The sequence below is a fragment of the Chitinophaga sp. CF418 genome, assembly GCF_900142925.1.
In the GTDB taxonomy this organism is placed as follows: domain Bacteria; phylum Bacteroidota; class Bacteroidia; order Chitinophagales; family Chitinophagaceae; genus Chitinophaga.
In genome coordinates, this window is the sequence record NZ_FRCN01000012.1 from 45,302 (window position 1) to 65,125 (window position 19,824).

11 protein-coding genes are annotated in these 19,824 nt (G+C 46.3%); 1 reads left to right on the forward strand and 10 read right to left on the reverse strand.

Annotated features, from left to right (window positions below; all coding sequences use genetic code 11):
- Positions 1-20: 20 nt before the first annotated feature.
- From F3I09_RS24250 to F3I09_RS24265, 4 genes are all read right to left on the reverse strand, one after another.
- Positions 21-2,456 (reverse strand): TonB-dependent receptor, encoded by a 2,436-nt coding sequence (locus F3I09_RS24250; RefSeq protein ID WP_149697646.1) that lies wholly within the window; start codon positions 2,454-2,456, stop codon positions 21-23.
- Between the two features lie 207 nt (positions 2,457-2,663).
- Entirely contained in the window at positions 2,664-3,980 is a 1,317-nt protein-coding gene (locus F3I09_RS24255; protein WP_149697647.1) for a RagB/SusD family nutrient uptake outer membrane protein, read from the reverse strand.
- A gap of 30 nt (positions 3,981-4,010) precedes the next feature.
- On the reverse strand, positions 4,011-7,004 hold the full coding sequence (locus tag F3I09_RS24260; RefSeq protein WP_149697648.1) for a SusC/RagA family TonB-linked outer membrane protein: 2,994 nt from the start codon (positions 7,002-7,004) through the stop codon (positions 4,011-4,013).
- Between the two features lie 408 nt (positions 7,005-7,412).
- Positions 7,413-7,778 carry a hypothetical protein gene (locus F3I09_RS24265; protein WP_149697649.1) on the reverse strand — a complete coding sequence of 122 codons (366 nt, stop codon included), beginning with the start codon at positions 7,776-7,778 and terminating at the stop codon, positions 7,413-7,415.
- Positions 7,779-8,314: 536 nt separating this feature from the next.
- Here F3I09_RS24265 and F3I09_RS24270 point away from each other — a divergent pair.
- Positions 8,315-9,397: a TlpA disulfide reductase family protein gene (locus F3I09_RS24270; RefSeq protein WP_223233365.1), complete on the forward strand. Its 1,083-nt coding sequence runs from the start codon at positions 8,315-8,317 to the stop codon at positions 9,395-9,397.
- Between the two features lie 119 nt (positions 9,398-9,516).
- On the opposite strand, the gene F3I09_RS24275 is transcribed toward F3I09_RS24270, so the two are convergent.
- The 6 genes from F3I09_RS24275 to F3I09_RS24300 form a co-directional block, all read right to left on the reverse strand.
- Positions 9,517-11,454 (reverse strand): heparinase II/III family protein, encoded by a 1,938-nt coding sequence (locus F3I09_RS24275; RefSeq protein ID WP_149697651.1) that lies wholly within the window; start codon positions 11,452-11,454, stop codon positions 9,517-9,519.
- A gap of 44 nt (positions 11,455-11,498) precedes the next feature.
- A complete protein-coding gene (locus tag F3I09_RS24280; protein WP_149697652.1) occupies positions 11,499-15,161 on the reverse strand; it encodes a hypothetical protein in 3,663 nt (1,220 codons plus the stop codon).
- Between the two features lie 144 nt (positions 15,162-15,305).
- Entirely contained in the window at positions 15,306-16,520 is a 1,215-nt protein-coding gene (locus F3I09_RS24285) for an alginate lyase family protein (RefSeq protein ID WP_223233366.1), read from the reverse strand.
- Positions 16,521-16,532: 12 nt separating this feature from the next.
- On the reverse strand, positions 16,533-17,522 hold the full coding sequence (locus tag F3I09_RS24290; protein WP_223233367.1) for a DUF4466 family protein: 990 nt from the start codon (positions 17,520-17,522) through the stop codon (positions 16,533-16,535).
- Positions 17,523-17,546: 24 nt separating this feature from the next.
- The gene (locus tag F3I09_RS24295; protein WP_149697653.1) at positions 17,547-17,954 is read right to left on the reverse strand and encodes a hypothetical protein; all 408 of its coding nucleotides are present in this window, start codon (positions 17,952-17,954) and stop codon (positions 17,547-17,549) included.
- 26 nt (positions 17,955-17,980) lie between these two features.
- Entirely contained in the window at positions 17,981-19,822 is a 1,842-nt protein-coding gene (locus F3I09_RS24300) for a RagB/SusD family nutrient uptake outer membrane protein (RefSeq protein WP_149697654.1), read from the reverse strand.
- Positions 19,823-19,824 lie beyond the last annotated feature (2 nt).

Below are 19,824 nucleotides of genomic sequence, written 5' to 3' on the forward strand. Positions count from 1 at the left end.
ATCTATGGATGAAATCTATACTAGAATTTATACGCAAAACTTGCCGTAAAGTTCCTTCTGCGTTGTGGATTCACTGACCAGTATCCAATGTAATATGTCTCATTGGTAATATTATTCACGTTCAGTGAGATCCTGAAATCCTGCGAATTGTAAGATATCGCTCCATTCAGCAACGCATAGCTGGGCAGATAGAAATCTCCGGTAGCAGCATTGTCTATCACTTTATAGCGACCTGCATAGTTACCACCCAGACCAATGCCAAAGTTCTTCAGCTTACCAGTCTGAATTTTGTAGTTAGCCCAGATGTTTGCCAGGTCCTGCGGACCTTGTCCGCCGGGAGCCCTGCCCGGCTCTGAATAAAAGTCCGTTGAGTTGCCTTCTTTCACTTTCGTGCTGTTATGACTATACCCTGCTATAAGGGTCAATCCCTTCACCGGGTTCGCATTAATATCCAGTTCGAATCCTTTACTGCCTACTTTACCGCCCTGAATAACATTCATCGGATTTGCCGGATCGGGATACACCCTGTCTGATACCTTGATGTCGTATACGGAGAAAGTAGCATGTACTTTATCTTCAAACAGGTTGGCCTTTACACCATACTCCAGCTGGTTAGCGTGCTCGGGATTAAAAGACTTGATATGTACATTGTTGCCATCCGCATCTGAAACCTGCTGCGGCGCAACATTGATGAAGGCATTCATATAACTCGCAAACACAGAAAGTTTATTTAAGATCGGCTCATATGCAAGACCGAACTTGGGCGACAAGGCAAACTGGTGAAAGTCATCCTCTTTGGTGCTCTTTTCTCCTTTGGAATCAAAGTAATCTGCCCTCAGGCTCACCATTGCCGAAAGTCCCGGTGTAAAATTCAGTACATCAGAGAAATAGGCGCTATAAGTACTATTGGAGATATTACTATTGCTGATACCCGTGCCAGCCAGTAAATTATCGATCGCCGCCTTTGACAAACTTACAGGACCTGTCGTATCATTGGTATATGGGTCTACATAATAACGGATATCACCCTGTGGGCTTACCGACCTGCCGGCAGCCCAACCGGAACCATTGTCAATGATATTTCTGTTAAAGAAGTCCAATCCTACCAGCAGCCGGTTTCTCAGTTTACCGATCTTAAAATCGCCGTTGAAGTTCTGCTGGATATCTGTGGTAGTAGTGGTCTGGTTCTCATTGTGAAAATATTGATCGAAATAGTCATCCCCGGGAACATCATCCCATATATAGGTGTAGATGCCGTTGGATTTTACACTACCTCTTGATATTACCGTCTGAGACGTCCACTGATCAGATATCCTGTACAACATTTGTGCCTGCAGGTTGTAACGCGGATTCTTTATAGTCAGATCATTACTGGTAAAAGACAGATCGTTATTCAGCTTCATCTCTTCGATATTCTTATACCTCAATGGCGACACCCTGTCTGAATGGAAGAATACCGGCGCTACCGCTCTTTCTTCATTCAGGATCTCTGCCATTACCTGGAAGGATAGCCTGTCATTCACTTCATAAGCCAATGATGGCGCAATAAAAAAGGGCTTCTTAAATCCTGCGTCCTGGAAACTGTTCTCAGAATGATACGCCGTGTTCACACGCATTGCGATCTTCTTCTTCTGACTCAAAAGTGCATTCACATCTGCCGTTACGCGGTTCAGTCCATAGCTGCCGAAGTTATAACCTACTTCCCCGCCATAACCGAAATAAGGCTTTTTAGTGATGGTATTGATCATCCCCCCATAGCTGTAAAAGGCGCCGCCAAACAATGTACCTGAAGGGCCTTTAATCACCTGTATCTCTTCAATATCTGCAGGGTCCAGATTACCACTCGTAATACCCGGCAGTCCGTTATATAACAGGGGCTGTGCATCAAAACCTCTCAGCGCAAAATAAGAAGCGCCGTCTCCTGCCCTTCCCGTGGACTCCCAGGTACGGGTAATGCCCGGCACATTCCTGAATGCGTCATCATAATTCGTGATGCCCTGCTGTTTTATGATCTCTGAATACACCGTATTATACACCTGCGGATTCTCCAGGTTCCGTAAAGGCATCTTCGCCACTATGCTGTTCTCTTTATTTGGATTAGTGGAGGATACGATGATCTCCTGCAACTGGGCCGCGTTCTCATTCAAGGTGAAATCAACATGCACAGTTTCTCCTGCAGCCACACTCACCGATTTCTCCTGGCCTACTGCAGCAACAGCTGACACTTTCAGCAACCAGTTGCCCGGTCTTACGTTCTTAATAATAAATTCGCCTTTTTCATCACTGATACCACCCCATTTGGTGCGCTCAATCCTGATGGTCACATTGGAAGCAGGTTTACCATCACTGGTGGTGATAGTTCCACTGATGATGCCATTATTGTCCTTCACACCCTGTGCAGATACAACATGGATCAACAGCAGTAAAAAACTAAGAAAAAGTAGATGTCTGGTCATTCCCGTTAACGTTGTGATTGATAGAAACAAGTTTAAACTGCAAAGTTGATCTGACGAAAAGGGAACAGTTTACGCAATCGGGAAATTATTTTACAGGAAGCCAGAAATGACCATAGGCCGACACTCACATGATAAGATAAGGGGTGCCTGATAAAAACAACAGCGCCGCAGAAGACCAATCTCCTGCGGCGCTGTTGCTGACTAAAACTACAAATTGCTCTCATTCTGCGGCAACGGATATCTTGCCCACACATCATCATCGGGCCTGTCTTTCGGCAGGGTACCCAATAAGTTATAACGTCTTACATCTATCCAGCGATGTCCTTCCATGAACAGGGAATAACGTCTGTTGTACAACAGCTCTGTTATCAATGCAGCGTTAGTGATAGCACCTGCATACGGTGGCAGGTTATGCGCAGTCCTGATACGGTTCAGCGCAACAATACCGTCAGGTATAGACCCGCTCTGGATCTTAGCCTCCGCATAGATCAGGATCAGCTCCTCATTGCGGATAATACTTACCGGCGAATTCAGTGAGCTCCAGATCACCACGTCACGTGTAGCCGTCAGTCCATTCTGGCTGAAAGCGGCATTACGCTGGGCAGTTTTATTAATACGGTCATCTCCCGCAACAATATCCGCGGCATAGGAAGGATGTGAGCCTCTTACCTCACCGGTGTTATTTGGTGGTATGAACAGCGTATTGGCCAGGTCGCCGCCATTCGTGGAGAAGTAATGATATACCCCCGTATTCAAGGCGCCGTTCAGATCAAAGAAAGACTCATTCAAGGCTGTTAATGCAGCAGCCCAGTTCTTTCTATAGATATACACCCTGGCAGCCAGTGCACGGTTAAATTTCAACAGGCCGGCTGCATCTTTGAAACCAGCAAAACCGTCTGATAAGGGGAACATTACTTCAGATCCTGTCAGATCCGCTTTCCCGTCATCCAGGAATTGCAATACAGTATCCATCACTTTCCCCGGATCTGTCACTACAGGACCTAATGTAGCACCATTAGGCACCGGTATACGGGCGCCGTTGGAATCTGTCATATTGATATTGAGCAGTAGCTGATACCCGATCAGCGTTTTTGCATATCCGGAAAAAGCCTTCTTCTGTACATCAGATGCAATCTCCGTACGGGCATTCTTTACAGCATCCAGCAGGATGAAGCATTGTCTTGCCACCTGGTAACGGGCGCCCCAGGGATTGGTCAGGTAGAAGGTATTATTATCCAGCCTTCTGCTACCACCGCCGAGAATATCGGTCGTGTAACGGGGCTCAGAACCAGAGAAACGATAAATTTCCCTGCCGATAGCACCCAGGCCATCCAGGTAAACAGCATAGTGGTTACGCATGCCCGATTCTGCACCTGTTACAAGATTAAACAGGTCGCTACGGGTCGGGTTACTAATGACACCTCCTACTACAGGCGTATTCAGACTGGTTATTTCCCCTTTCTGACATGCACTCATGATCAGCAGGAAAAAGGCGGCAGTTATAATTGAGAAATAGTTCTTCATATGTAATAATTTTTAACAGACGGAAAATGATCAGAAATCCACTCCAACATGGAAGCTTCCTCTTTTGGAAGCAGGGAACGGTGTAACATCCACACCGGTAGACAAACCATTACTACCACGACTTGTAGAGGTAGTGATAGTATTACTTCCGAAGTTGGATACCTCAGGGTCATACCCTACATAACTTGTCCAGGTAAAGAAGTTGTTGGCCGATACACCCAGGCGTATACCCTTGATGAAATTGGTATTCTTCAATGGCACATTATAGTAAAGCCCTATCTCGCGGATGCGTACATAAGAAGCATCCTGTACATAGATAGAAGCATCTCCTGCACCGGTACGGTAAACACCTGCCTTGGTACCATGCAGGACGTCGTCATAATCAAATGATGTAGCACCCAGGTCTGTCAGCAGTTGCGTAAGGTTAATATTGTCGCCACCTTTCTTCCAATGTACCAGGAAGCGCAGGGTGAAGTTCTTTAAGAAAGTCACCTCATCATAAAAACTCATCTGGAATTTAGGTTCTGAATTGCCGATCAGTTTCAGGTCGCCGCCTACAGTTCCTTTGATCTGTGTAGCTGGCTCTCCCTGTTCCAGGTAGAAAGTACCCAGTGAGTTACCGAAGGCCCCGATCGCATAAGGAGGTATGATCAGTTTTGTCACCTTGGAACGGTTACGCCACCAGTTGATGGAGGAAGTCCACCTGATATTTTTGTTGTTGATCGGGATGGCTGTCAGTCCCAGCTCAATACCATTGTTCTTCAGGTCACCACTGTTCTTCCACTCGTTCGCATAACCGGAAGATCCCGGCAATGCATGACGTAGCAGTACATCCTGTATTTTCTTGATATAATAAGTAGCTTCCAGGCTTACCCTGCCGTTCAGTACACTCACGTCCAGACCTGTTTCAAACTCAGACTGTCTTTCTGGTTTGATGTCCGGATTACCCAACAGGTTATCTACCAATATACCGGGATATCCGCCGATATTACTTCCCAGCATACCGGTGAACTTACTGCTGTATGGCGGTACGTTACCTGACTGTCCATAGGCGGCGCGTATCTTCAGGTTCTGAACGTCTTTCACATCCCAGAATTTCATCTTTGCAATGTTCCAGGAAATAGCTCCTTTGGGGAATACATAATATTTCTTGTAGTCGCCGTTGTTGGTAGACCGGTCAAAACGTATACCGCCACTCAGTGTAATAGCGTCAATCAGTGAGAGGTCCTCCTGTATGAAGATACCATTGTCGCGGTACTTCTGCCTGAACTGCCTTGTAGTGGTATTGGCACTGGCGTCAAGATTGCTCTGTCCGGACACAAGATTGGTGGCCACTGTTACGATGTTATCCATGAAACCTGTTTCCAGGGTGGCGCCCACAGTACTGGTCAGACTAATATTTTCATTTGGTGTGAAAGTATTGGCCAGGAAACCGCCTAAATTGGTATTGGTGTTATTGGTATTACCCTGGATGGAATGCCCCTGTAAGGCGTTCTCTTCAAACTGCAGATCACGGGGGAATAAGGCAGCTGTTTTATAGTTAAAATAGTCCACCCCACCACGGCCGATGAATTTGGTAGAAGAATGCTCATTCTGCTGAATGCGCACTTCCAGGTTAGCCCCACCTACAAAGCGGTTGGTCAGCTCATTGTTTTTCATTTTATCACGGGTCTCCAGCGGATTGGATGCCGCAAATGGGTTCCGGGGATATTCTCCTAATGCATTCGGGAACAGGTCCACAAAATCAGGAGTAGATGACAAAGCAACCCCGTAGGTCACACCATTGTTATCGTTGTTTGTCAGCCCCCTGTCAGCGTCGGAATGAATATAACTGGTAGTAACGCCCAAAGAGATATAGTCGCTTATCCTATGATCTATATTCACACGTACGGAGTTATTGAAATAGCCGGTATTCTTTACGATACCTTCTTCCTGCCTGCGGTTGCCGGAGATGTAGAATGTAGTCTTTTCCCCTCCGCCACTCAGGGACAGGCCGGTATTCAATATCAGACCTGTTTCTCCATACATTTCCTTCTCATAGTCGTAGATCTTACCTGCGCTTTTAGCGGCGTTGTATTGCGCCGCATATGCCGCACGTCTTGCGATTACGGTAGGGTCAGTGCTGGAAGACGGACCAGCCAGATCAGCAGCTGTTTCCGGGGTAAAAGTACGCACCCCCATCAGGTGTCTTACTTTGGCAAACCCGGTCTCATGGTTCACGCTGATCCTTGTTTTACCGGCCCTTCCTTTTTTGGTAGTGATGATCACCACACCGGCTGCTGCTTTCGCACCATACAGGGCGGCTGCTGAGGCTCCTTTCAGGATCTCAATGTTCTCAATATCCTGTGGGTTCAGGTCAGCGATACGGCTGGAAGGGTTATCCTGGTTATTGGGGTTACCCGCAGTAGCGGCACCGGTTACATCGTTCAATCCCGCTGGGATACTGCTATTATTGAAGAAGATACCGTCCACTATATATAGTGGCTGTGAGTTACCAAATACGGAAGTGATACCCCTCATCTTTATCGAAATACCACCACCGGGAGCACCGGAGTTGGCTGTGATCAGTGCGCCGGGTACTTTACCGCTTAGCGCCGCATCGAAGGTCTGCGCAGGCGCAGCACCTGACAGCTGATTGGCATTGATGGTCACCACGGTATTGGCCAGGTTACTTCTCTTTACAGTAGTAGCCAGACCAGTTACCACGATTTCGTCCAGTTTAGCGAAGTCTTCTTCCATTGTAATGTCCAGGGATGAACTGCCTGGCGATACCTTAATAGTCTGCGTTTTATACCCCGTGAAAGAGACTATAAGCGTACCATTGGAGGGAACGGCCAGATTATAGGCACCGTTTCCGTCGGAGATCGTTCCCTTGTTGGTGTTCTGTATTCTGATAGTCACACCGGGAATAGGCTTGCCATTCACGGCGTCCTTAATTTTACCTGAAATGTTTTGCTGTGCAAATAGTGCCAGTGTGCTAAATAGAAATAGCAACACGAGCAAGCTGGATTTGGGTAGAAGCATAGCTTGTTCGATTTAGATATGATGATGATTGATAAAAAATGCTACAGTTTCCTTGACTGATCTTGTGATCCGCGATTTTCAGATTTTGGTGGTAAACGTGCTATTGGTCTTTTCTGCTTATTTAACAGTTAACAGTGCGTTGTGGTTCCCTGCCAGGGGTATTCCTTAGCTGCTTGGTTTCCGGTACGTCGGCAGGCGGACTCTCATAAGCGGTCTTTATAACGTCGAATAAGTTCGGCAGATTACGAAAAACTCAAAGCATTTCGTTTTTTTTGTTTCGGCGATTTATCCTATATTTTCTGATGGCCTCCTACCTCCTGCTATAGTTTGGCATGAAACAATAATATCCCGTAACCGGTTACATAGTAATCCGGCTCCGGGACATTTATTAATATTATATAGCGTTGATCAGGGTTTTACACTACCTTCAAGAGCACCTTTGAGGTCTTTGGAAACCAATTTGTTCCCATCAAAGAATGATACGGTAGCTTTATCTTTTATGCTGAATTGTACAGGATTCAACAGCATCACCTTACCGCTGAAATTATCCAGCTTCAGTATTTCTCCTGTAGAATTTTTCTGTACCTGTATATAAGCGATGGCGTTAGGCCCGTTCTTAGACAGGTCAACGTAGAAAGTATAATAATAATTACCGTCTGTCTGGTATCCGATTTCGGTAAAAGGAGGTTTCTCGTTACTTGCTTTAGCTATTGAGGTGAAGGAAGACAGAGCCAGAATAACAATAAGCAATAGGTTCAATGCGCGCTTCGTCATAGGGATAGTTTTCGTTTAAATAATAATAAAAGGTTCAAGGTTCTACTACAATTTAACAATTTTTTATATTTAAAAACAATTTTTATTCGTTATGCAGGTAAAATAATTAAGGGGCCTCTTTAAAAAAATTCCTAAAAATTTTTTCTTCTCTGACTATCAACTATTTAATAACCCAAACGGGTATCCGCCGGAAAATATTTTTTTTGCGGGTTTTCGCTCTATCCAGGCAAGTACCGGCTTCATAAAGTCCATAAAATAAATCAATTATGTATTCCGGCACCCCACATTTAGCTTACTCATAATATCTACACCTCCACTTTACTTATCCATATACTTTAATTTTTTTTTTAACCCTTGTACGCATATCGGGTATTAAATGTTGTCTTATATGCAAAGGGTTCATTCAATACAATGCGCGTTTAAATTTTGAATCTGGGTTAATAATTCGTGTAACCATAATAATAAAGGTAAAACAGGTAAAATAGATGAACAGAAGCTTAATGGTTCTTGCAGCCTGCTGCATAACTATGCCCGCAATGGCGCAATCCTTTCAGATTAAAGGAAAGCTCGGACGATTACAGGCACCCGCCAAGGTTTATATTGGTTACACTTTTGACGGCAAAAGTGTATATGATTCCGCAGATGTTGATAATGGTAATTTTTCGTTCGACAGGCCTGTCTCCTATCCTACTAACATCCTGCTTACTGTAAGCAGGGACGGAGAACCACAGACCTTCTTTAATGCAAAGGACATTGCTCATCTCTACGTAGAACCAGGTTCAATCGTATGGTTAACATCCGACGAAAGCATCGCTAACTTTGATTCTAACGGATCAAATTCACAGGATGATTACAAAACCTATCAGAAGTTCATGGCAGATGCAGAAGAAAAACTGACACTGCTGACTACTGAATCATCCAACACATTGCAGAATGATGTATCGGAGAAAGCACTTGCTGCCAAAGGTACATATATGGAGCATTTCCGCGCTGCAATGGACTTCAGAAAACAAAAAATGAAAGAGTTTATCCAGCAGCATCCCGAGATGTATATCAGCCTGGATATCCTTGAAGAATATGCAGGTGCGTTTATCGATTACCGCGATGTGGAGCCTTTGTTCAAATTACTGGCCGATCATACCAAAACATCCGCAAAAGGTAAAGCATACCTGAAAAAGATCGAGGTAGCAAAACAGACCGCCGTTGGCGCCGCAGCTCCCGAGTTTTCTGAGAAAGACCCCAATGGTAACAGGGTGACGCTTTCTTCCTTCAAAGGGAAAGTGGTATTCCTGAACTTCTGGGCCAGCTGGTCTGCTGCCTCCAGACTGGAAAACCAGCAACTGAAACAGATCCTGAAAACTTACAGTGCGAAAGACCTGACCGTGATCAATGTGGCACTGGAAGAACGTAAGGAACCATGGATCCAGGCTATGAATGAAGACAGAATGCCAGGTTACAATGTATCCGATCTGAAATTCCTTAGAAACGAGATAGCCGAACTTTATAACGTCACTGCAGTTCCGCAGAACGTTCTGATAGACGCTTCCGGAAATATTATTGCCAGAAATCTGAAGGGGAGTCAACTGTCAGAGAAAATAGCTGGTATAGTTGGTAAATAAGTAAAAGAGTGTAATCATAACAGGTAGTCATAGTGAATTAATGCAAACCCGGCAGGAGTAACACCTGCCGGTTCTTTTTTTTTAAATCTGTTTAGTCTTTACTGCTGATAATATTACCATTACAAAGCCTCCACAGAAAATTTCAGCTTCCCCTCCGCCTTCACCTTCCCTTCCAGGTTGATCCGATAAATATTATCTCCCCACTTCTGCCTCACACCACCGTCTTCCTCCGTTTGTAACGGCACCTTCTCTATACTCGCCACCAGATCTTTTGCCGGATAATGCAGGTAAAAATCTTTCGATCCGCTTCCCTCCTTCCGGTGTATGACCAATAGTCCCGGTTTTACCACTTCCGTAGGGTAACAGGTCATCCAATGTTCCGTTATCTGTCCATCCGTCTCCAGCTGCATCACATCTTCTATCTGCACATTCTTCCCCCTGTTAAGGCGGATACTCCGCTGCCACTTCTTTATGCCTGCTTTTTCCGGATAAGACGCACTGATATCCATTGCCAGTGTGCTGGCGGATGAGCTGCTATTATACACCACCTTCTCCGCCTTAAACCGGCTACCGGCCGATTGAGGATAGCCGTTCACTGTGGGCACGTTATGATAATCGGAGCGGTTATACCAGATATCATATCGCCTACTGCTGAAAGTTTTAGCCGTATACGTCCCCCTTCCCACATCTATCAGCACCGGCAATCCGTCATGATACACAACGTAATTCCCTACATCATTATGATTATGGCTCTCGTCATTATGCCCACCCTGTGCAGCCACAAAAAAGCCATCTGTACTACCTTTCTTATCGCGGGCGATCATTACCTGCAAGTCCGGCCACCAGACGTCGCCCGGTAATACCAGTCCCTTATCCGCATGTTGCAGTTCATCCTGCATGAACAGCACGAACAGGTGCCTGAAATAATGATACCCTCTCACGGAAGCCGGGTTCTCATTCTTCAGATAGTAGGCCCCGAAACGCATCATGGCCGTATCTTTTATATCCTTTCCAAACCGGTAGATCATACTGGCCGCCATACCCGGCTGAGGGTCCGCATCTGCAAAATTCAGGAAGTACCTTTCACTGATCTGCGCCTTGTAAATGAACCGCCCCATTTCCGCCACTTTCTTATCTGCGTACACATATGCAAAAGCATTGTTGGTAGCCAGGTTCAATAAAGAGACATTATCATACAATGAAGCCGCTGCCGCGCCCCAGTATCCTGGTCCTTCATCACAGCCGCCATCGGCTGGATACGGATTCAGAAATTCATCCAGTACGCCCAACAGCTTCGATACTGCCGCTACCCGTTTACTGTCGTCTTTCTCTAACAACAACACGGCATTCAGCCAGTTGGAACAGATCCATGGATTCCAGTTGTTGGGACGCCTGCCACTGGCGCCAGTGCTCATCCATCCATGATGTTTAGTCATCAGTGGTTCGAAGATCCGTTTACTGGTCTCATAATAGATGCGCTTTCTCACCTGCGGAGAAACTTTATCCAGTTCCTCTCCCAGGAAATAATCTACCCAGGCCAGTAGTGTGGCCGTTTCTGCAGAGAAAAGCTCCACAAAAGGTGCTGATACGTCCATCAATCCATCGAAAGATCTTGGCAGGTGCGCAGGCGCTCCCCAGAAAGATTCCTCACAGATAGACCATACCCCGTTCACTACCTGGTCAGTGAACCGGCCTTTATGTTCATATACTTCTGCCAGCAGCAGCGTACCTAGTACCTCCCTTTTTTTACTGCTGATGTCCTGGTACTCTGAACGGTTCCCGTTCCGGATGATGAGCAACGATTTCACAGCAGGGATACCCGGCCATTCGTAGTTCAGATAGGCTTCAGCCTTTTTAATGACAGCCGCTCCGATAGCAGGATCAGCTTTCTCCCATCCCGCCCTGTTCTCCAGATGCGGGAAAGGCTCCCATTTCCCTTGAGGTATCAGCTTTTCTGCCAGTTGCGCGGATGCATACCGGCCGCTTAACAAATTCTGTGCTGGCAATGCGCTTCCAAGCAACACCAGTATACAGGTTAAAACAATGTGCTTTTTCATAACTATGTGGATGATGATTATATATGCCTGACTACGGTATCAGGTTAATCTACTTGAATTTCCTGCTCCATAACATCTTCTTTTTGTGGTGCAGGCTGCTCTTCAGCCTCTCCGACAAAATTCAGATTATCATTTAATCCTATAAAGTGATTATATCCATTGTACAGGACATTCACAACTCCTGTTCCATATTGCGCTGTGCTACGATGTAATTTGAAACCGCCCTGCTGAAGTACCCATATCTGTACCATCGTTTGCTTGAACTTTGCGGCAAGATCGATCACAGAGGTATGTACATCTTCCCCGTCGCCCTTAAAATCAAGATGGTACACCATCCATCCCTGATTACCATAATAGTTCTGAACATACTTCCGGAAAACGTCCTTACGGGTCAGGTATTTGTTCAATTCCTTATCTGCATCTTTTAACTTATTAAGTTCCTCAGCAAACCCTTCGTAAATTTCCTCATCTTTCAGCACCATTACGTTATTATTATCAGGATTGTTCTCAATAAAGGTATCCAGTTGCATCGCATCCTTCAGGTTCCCGCCACTGAATCCTAAAACATTATTGACAAGTAACACAATGTCTTTCATCTCTTCGTGCGCATTGTAATACTCGTTTAACAGGCCTTTCAACTCTTCCGTAAGCATACCTTCCGGTAACCCTGTACGGTTAGCAGAACCACCTGAGCTCTTTTCATTCTTTAGCGCGCTATGTATTTCCATAAGAGCCACTTCTCTTATTTCCTCTTCCTTTGCTTCATCCAAAAGCGTAAATAGTGTTTTTAGCTTCTCCTCCTTTTCTCTGCTTTCAACCGCTTCCGCATTTTCATTCATTAAACTTGTCGCCGCAGCCGTTCTTATTTCAGGGGCCAGCAATTCACGCACTACGTCATCATCTTCATGGGTCAGCAGCCATTGTACTAGTTCATCGCGCGATAATCCGATAGCAAGGTCTCCGCAGTTCCACCCCTGCTGCAATTCCTGCTGCTGATTCAGCAGGAAACGTTGGTTTTTATCTGCCTTTTCCCGCGAAGACTTCCCGGTTTTTCCCGGCATAGGTACCGGCACCGCCGCCATTGCAGCGGTATCCGGCTCAAAGTCTCCCGGCAAGGTCACAAACAGCCGCTCATCATCCTCTGCGCCATTTATATCATCCAGCATCTGGATCAGACCGATGCAATCCGCTATAGTCGGCGGTTTATCCTCAACCAGATAATTCAACTTCAGATAACCATGCAAATAACTCAAAGCCAGTTTGTCTATCTCTTCATCTCCCAGGTCTTTCAATGTGAGATCCGGCTTTTCTTCCATTTCGATCAGCTGTAACCTCGCGAAACGACGACGGTTGGAAATATTTGCCAACTCCTTCGCCTTTGCGGTATTTACACCGGCAAGGGCACGATGAGCAGACAGGTCCTTATTCTTTGTCGAGAAAATACCCCCTACCGGAAAATGATCGCTGAAATGCTGCCAGTACCTAGAATTGTACATGTCCTCCGTATCCACCTTCGCTATCTGTCCCTGCGGCCTCAGAATCCCCGCCTGTGCGCTCTTGATTCCCTGGCCATGTATAAAGAAGTCGGCTATCTGCAGATCAAACCACCTTAAAAGGGGTTTCTTTTTAGGATTGGTGCCTGTAACAGGTTGTGTAAGATAAAGCCCCAGGTCCTCAACCCTGGCGGCTACTGTCAATCCGTATATATTCCTTAGTATCTGATTATCACGTTTTGCCTCTGCAAGGAACTTCAGCCTTTCCCCAAGATATTCCCTTTCCGCTTTATTGGCTTCATCCTCTTCTTCTCCCTCCTTTAATTCCTGCAGCTTATCCAAGAGCTCACTCAATCTTTCATTTAGCTCCAGTTCGAGTTTTTCGATCGAGGCATATGTCTCACTATAGTCTTCCAGTTCCCAATCATCCTCGTTAAAGTCTTTCTTCTCTTTTTCGCTCATATCACGGGTCACCGCCTCTGCCGTCAGGTAATAATCGCCTCCGATCACCAACGGTATCCTCCTTTTATCTGCCTCGCCCCGCAACGTTTTCAGTCCCTCCTCCACTTCATCATATATCTTTTCCCTGTTAAACTCAGATATTCCTGTATCACTTTCGGGTGTAGTATGTACTATTCCTAACCAATAGATCTGCTTCTTTCCTTTATTTCCCATCTTCTCCAATTCGTATACTACAATTGGCCTGAATATTTTATCTTCCTGTTTCGCAAAATTCTTATTCCATTTTTCCTGCTTCCCATTTTCCGTAGGCTGTAACCTGCCATCGGTAGTGACCAGGTAAATCTGTTTCACTGTCACATGTGCACCTTTTCTTATCAATAAAGGATAATACTCATTTTGCCCCTTCCCCTGAGCAGACATAAGATGAGGCCCTACATGCATATCATACTCTACAGATTCTTTTAACTTCGACGGATCATTCACCTCATGCAATGCCACCACATCCAGCCAATCACTATTCCGCTGGAACATTTCATCTACATGCTTTTGTATATTTTGTGTATGCAATGCCGACAACATATCTTCCAGACTGCCGATCGTCATCAGACTGGCATTGATTATACCAAGAGCATCGAACAACCCCGCTACTGTATTCGTGTCCATCTTATCGAATTTGGTCAGGAATGTATTGTGATTGTCTTTTAGCTGCTGAATAATACTGGTCACCCTACCAACACTCTTTACATCATCGGCAAAATCAACCAGCCTTTTCACCAGTAGCGTAAAAGCCGGTCTTTCTACAGTAGATTGCAGTGCTAACTTATACTTACCTTCCCAGTCGATGTCAATGAGGCTTTGAAGTTTGGCCGAAAACGCCTTATGATCAAAACCCAGGCTAAAAAATCTATCCACCAGGTTAGAAATGCTTGCTATACTTTCCGGCTTGTTCTGAAGTCGTTTAAACTTGTCCTTAAAGGCCGGCTTATTTTCATATTTCCTTTTAAATCCCTTTTCGTCTTGTTTATATAACTTGAGATACTTCTCTTCACGTACATCTTTCAATATCATATCTAAGACTTCAAAAGCCAGGTCCCATTCATCCTGAGAGAAATTAGCAAACTCCTTTCTTAAAGCACTCAGCATATTACCGAAATCTTTATTGCTGAAGTGATTCACATTCCAGCTCACCACTCCCAACTGAGACGCCTTGGCATGCGAGCTGAAATAGACAGTTTCCATCTTTGGCTTGTCTTCCTGCGGAGCATCGTTCTTCTCAGGCTGCAGTTCTTCTTCTATCGGTTCTGGTTCCGGAGGAGGGCCTGATAACGCCAGTATATCATCTTCATTCCCGATCGTAATTGTATCGCCACCTCTCTCTTTTTCTCCGAATAAACAACTGGCGGGCTTTCCATCAAAAGCACCTCTCCGGCTTTTGAGATAGAGTATCCTGGGTTCGCCATCCACTAACACCTTATACCACTTCCCCGTTTGTAACATACTGAACGGCATCAACTGTACCACCTTTCCGGCAGTGACTGCCTGCCTTTGTACCGGGAAAGCCCGTCTGTCAGCAATTGCCTTTAACTGTGCAGCTTTCCTTACCTGCTCACTGTTATCAGCCAGTTGCTGTAGAATAGTGGCATTACTGTTCACGGAGGCATGTGTGAACGATGTGTCAGATTCGTTCTGGAGCTGCGCCGGCTGACCAGCTGCAGCTTTCTGCTGTGGACTACTGTTGGAATAGGTATGCATTGATACAATGTTGGCGCCTTTCTGAAGAAAAACACCTTAATATACAGATTTTATATCCCGCAAAACAGATTCCCTGTAAGTTCCCGACGACAATCGTCTCACCCCGCCCTCGGCGGAGTGAGACCTGCCCATGTGTACTGCTTTTTAATATGCCCAATCCGTGAGCAGCAATAAATCATTCCTGAAGTCCTTGTGCAACTCCTTGAGCGCTGCCAGGTCTATATCATTATACTTTTTAGCGGCCACCTCCGACAGTTCCAGAAATTCCTCATCATGCTTTGGTTTGATCTGCTGATATTGCCAGTCTTTCTTTCCTGTGGCATATGGCAGCAACCAGGTATACGCTTTCTTCAGGCTTTTCTTGTCCGGACTTTCATAATGCCAGAGATCAACATCCACGTTCTCGGCCAGTAAAGCCAGTTCAAAGAACGCACGCAGATTAAACAGGGAATAGTTCCAGGAAAGTGTTCTGGCCAGCTCTTTCGGCTGACTCCCATCTGCCTCCAGCTGAACGTCTATCCGCTTCCTGGTCTGCTCTTCCAGCATTTGTCTGGCCAGTTCCCGCTGGCCGGTGAACAATGCTATCACTACCTGCTGTACGTCATACCAGGTGCCATGATTATTCATTTCATCTGCCTCATCCAACCCTATGGAACTGGTACGCATCCATTGCAGGAACTCCCTGTACCAGTCCTGGATACCCTTGTACTCCTTAGCAGATAAAGACTTTGAATGTTTCAGCAATTGCACGCCATCTATCAGCATGGTCACATTGTGGGTATCAATAAGCCCAATCCCCCGGCCTTCCGTAATACCGGGAATTGCCTGTCCGTAATTCAGGTTCGGGTTCATCCTGGTAGCGGCATCGAGAAACCAGGTACGCAGCAGGCCAGTGGCATGTGCAGCATACTTTTCATCACCGGTGTAAAACCAGGCCAATCCCAGGAAATATACATCCCGGGATATGGCATTCTGGTACTCATCGTCTTTGATAGCATAACGCTCCGGGTTCACCTGTCCATCCTTGCGGATGTAGGGCAACCCGTTCGCCTTGCTGGAGTCGGGCCACCAATATGGCCCGACGCTCATATAATCATGCTTGTCACCACTGGGCGGCATCTTATCCTTGTATACCACAGAATAAGGTCCGTTCTTCAGTGACCGGTCAGCTATGGAAAGCAGTTCAGCCAGCGCCCGCTGCATAGCCGGGTCATGCCGGGCGATCCTTCGCGTTCCCTCCAGCAGCTTCCCCGGTTTGATCAGGAAAGTCTCCGGCGGCGATTGCGCCTTCAATGTATGTATACATACCAGCAGGGCCAGGATCAACATAATACAAACCTCTAATGCAGGGGTTCTCATAAAAACATCAATTTATTTAAGCGTGTAACGTTTCATACTGATGGTGGCGCTTTTCTTCCCATCGTCCACCTTATTCATATAGATATAAGCCCGGTATTTTCCATCCGCTGTCTCAATCCAGGCGCCGGCTTCTGATTTAAGATTGATCGCATAATCAGGCGCCCCCTTCATATCCAGTTGCTGAAAATCCACGTCGTCAATATAAATACCATACTGCAGACGTGCAAGGTGCTGGTCCCTCAGGTTCCATGTTTTACGGATCTTCGTATCCCTGTTCACACCGGCAGGCAATACCACACCGGGAAGATAGGCCGTATCCGCCGCCGGTGATACCAATGCATGATTAAATGAAATACCGGAGATAGCCCTGTACAGGTAAACAAGATCTATTTTGCCTGCATTCGTAGCAGCATCCGTTGCATTATAGACTGCCATATCTGCAATAGAGATGTAACAGGCGTCTCCATTCTTCACCGGCAGATCGAGTACCATATCCATATTGGAAATGGTATATGGCCCCATCACATAAGAAACCGTCTCCCCGTTACTACTCTTAGCCGAGAATGTGAACTTCACCTGTTTCCCCTGCGCAGCTTTGGGTATCACATAATAGTACCTCAGCGTTACCGCATTGGTGTCTTTCGTAAATGCGACCTTAGTAAGAGGTCCCTCATTCACAGAAGGATCGCCGATAGGAATGCCTACATCCTCCCCACTGCCATTTGTATAATAAGACTTATTCTCCAGGTAAGTAGCGGCATCTCCTGCAATTGAAGCTTCCACCTGCGCAGATACAATCTTACCTCTTGTGGCAGGAAGTGCTATCGCATAGGCAAACTCGATCTTCAGACCTGCCACATTAGGTCCCAGCGTTCTTTTGATACAATCGTTCTGCAACTCATTCTTAGGTACCGGAACAGTGTATTTGTCATCCTTGCACGCTGCCATTGAAAAGCAGAGCAGGAAGAACCATAAAGTATATCCCAAATATTTAGCGTTCATAAAAAGCATGTTTAAATGTAAATACTACCTTGGCTGTACAGCTACGATCACCTTATAGGTCTTCCTTACCTTCCTGTTGCCGGAAATTACTGTATATGTCCTGGGATTTGCCAGGTCAGAAAAATCAGTGAAGCCGGTGATCTTCGGATCCAGTTTGGCGTCTGTAACCAGCGTAAACTGCGGGTACAGATTCTTCAGGTCTGTACCAAAAAACACTGTGACATTGACAGTACAGGCTACCGTATCTATCACGGCATTCTTGGTGCGCACCGTCTGGAAATCGGAGCCCAGCAGTTCAAAATTGCTGACATAACATTCCGCCCGGGAAGTGATCAGCAGGCCGTCTTCATCAATAGGATCATCTTTCCTGCAGCCCATCCAGCCCAAAGCGCTGAGGAGCAGTAATAAGGTTATAGTGGAATATCTTTTCATCGCGTTGATTTTAATAGGTTAGGTAATTACAGCCAGGGCGTATTCTGCGTCAGATTAGGGTTCCTGTTACGCTCTCCCGGCGGGATCCTGAAAATGTAACATTGCTGGTATTCCCGCTCAGACGTATTCTGGAAATAACGGGACATCTGTCCGCCATACGTATCAATGCGCCATACGCCATTACCATAAGGAGGATTCCATACCCTTTCGATCGCTCTCCACCTGCGGAGGTCAAATGAACGTTGCCCCTCTCCGAACAGCTCTACAATGCGCTCCTGTTCAATAGCGCTGAAAAATGCCTCTTTACTGGCTGTTTTATCTGCTGTCAGCGGCGGGAGGTTCCCACGGTGGCGAACCCTGTTGACCAGTGCTATGGCATCTGCCTGCGGGCCATTTATGGCATTCGTGGCTTCCGCATACATCAGGTAAACATCCGCCAGGCGCATTACAGGATAGCTATAAGTACCATCGCTGCGGCCCAGGCCTGCGGTATTACGGAGAAACTTACGCAGCACATAACCGGAATTACAGCCGTCAGTATTGTAGCTGGTGTACTGAACGCCATTGATGGTAACAGGCTGATTCCAGGTCTTGTAAATGAATGGTACCCATCCGGTCGATTTCAGGGAGATCATTCCTACACTCACTTCATAATCCCACATAATGGACGACTTCATCCTGTAATCGCGGTTAGCATAGCTTTGGGGATTTATAGCCGAATTAAGGGCAGTTCTTGCACCGGGAGCAGTTGGGCTCATGGGAATCAGTTTGTCTGCAAAATCGCCTGTAATGGTCGATTGATACCTGTCTGCAATCTCATAACGGGGTGACACCCAACACTGGGAACCTTCATGGGAACGGCCGGCTACGTCACGCATCAGTTCTTCTCCCTGGTTGGTGCCTGTACCGCCATGCGTAAAGGCCATGATCATTTCAGCATCACCGTTGGCTACTGCCGTAAACAGGTAATAATAGTTCGGCAGTTTATCAGCTTTCCCCAGTTCATCACATTCACCCGGTTCACCGCCCCTGAAGAGTGTAAGGCCGTATTCATTAACGACTTTACTAAAATCATCCGCGGCGGCCTTATAAGCGAGGTTTCCTGCACCTTCATCCGGTGTGAAGGTATCCAGCTCAGGCCAGCCGAATTTGTTCCAGCAGGCCCAGTACAATTGTACTTTACCACGAAAAGCCAGTGCTGCCGGTTTCGAGGCACGGCCATACTCCTGCGCCTTTGCCGGCAGTTTATCAAAAGCATAGGTAAGGTCTGCAATAATAGAATCTTTCACCTGCGCCAGCGGCGTGCGGGTTTGGTTGGCCACTTCCGCATTGTTATATATCACGTGGTCAATATAAGGTACGTCCCCCCACATGGAGATCAGGCGGAAGTAGACCATTGCCCTGAGCAGACGGGCTTCTCCCACTATTCTTTCCAGTTGAGGCACTGAAGTTTCACTGGCTGTCGGCAGCATCTTCCTGACATTCTCAATCACATAGTTGGCACGGTGTACACCACCGTAGAGACGCTCATACATTTTATCAAAGTTGTCGCCATAACCCGAAGGACTATAATCACCTCCATTATAGGCATCCCCTTTTTGCAGGTTGCCGCTTGTAGTACTGGTGCCGCGGGTCCTGATATATTCTCCCTGTCCGTCGAAATAGTAATCACGGTCAAAGAGTGGCCTGATATCAGCATAGGCGCCCATCAGGGCATAGGTTGCATCGGCCTCTGTTTTCCAGAAAGAAGCAGTTCCCAACTCAGTGGTCGGCTCCCTGTTCAGCAGGTCTTTCATACAGCTGCTGCTAAAGAAAGCCCAAAGACACAACATACCGGCGAAATATATTTTAACAGTTGCTTGTTTCATGA

What these genes read in the sequence shown, in the direction of transcription:
- F3I09_RS24265 (WP_149697649.1), bottom strand. Translation starts at nt 7,778, where the DNA reads ATGACGAAGCGCGCATTGAACCTATTGCTTATTGTTATTCTGGCTCTG.
- F3I09_RS24270 (WP_223233365.1), top strand. Translation starts at nt 8,315, where the DNA reads ATGGCGCAATCCTTTCAGATTAAAGGAAAGCTCGGACGATTACAGGCA.
- F3I09_RS24275 (WP_149697651.1), bottom strand. Translation starts at nt 11,454, where the DNA reads ATGAAAAAGCACATTGTTTTAACCTGTATACTGGTGTTGCTTGGAAGC.
- F3I09_RS24250 (WP_149697646.1), bottom strand. Translation starts at nt 2,456, where the DNA reads ATGACCAGACATCTACTTTTTCTTAGTTTTTTACTGCTGTTGATCCAT.
- F3I09_RS24285 (WP_223233366.1), bottom strand. Translation starts at nt 16,520, where the DNA reads ATGAGAACCCCTGCATTAGAGGTTTGTATTATGTTGATCCTGGCCCTG.
- F3I09_RS24255 (WP_149697647.1), bottom strand. Translation starts at nt 3,980, where the DNA reads ATGAAGAACTATTTCTCAATTATAACTGCCGCCTTTTTCCTGCTGATC.
- F3I09_RS24295 (WP_149697653.1), bottom strand. Translation starts at nt 17,954, where the DNA reads ATGAAAAGATATTCCACTATAACCTTATTACTGCTCCTCAGCGCTTTG.
- F3I09_RS24300 (WP_149697654.1), bottom strand. Translation starts at nt 19,822, where the DNA reads ATGAAACAAGCAACTGTTAAAATATATTTCGCCGGTATGTTGTGTCTT.
- F3I09_RS24260 (WP_149697648.1), bottom strand. Translation starts at nt 7,004, where the DNA reads ATGCTTCTACCCAAATCCAGCTTGCTCGTGTTGCTATTTCTATTTAGC.
- F3I09_RS24290 (WP_223233367.1), bottom strand. Translation starts at nt 17,522, where the DNA reads ATGAACGCTAAATATTTGGGATATACTTTATGGTTCTTCCTGCTCTGC.
- F3I09_RS24280 (WP_149697652.1), bottom strand. Translation starts at nt 15,161, where the DNA reads ATGCATACCTATTCCAACAGTAGTCCACAGCAGAAAGCTGCAGCTGGT.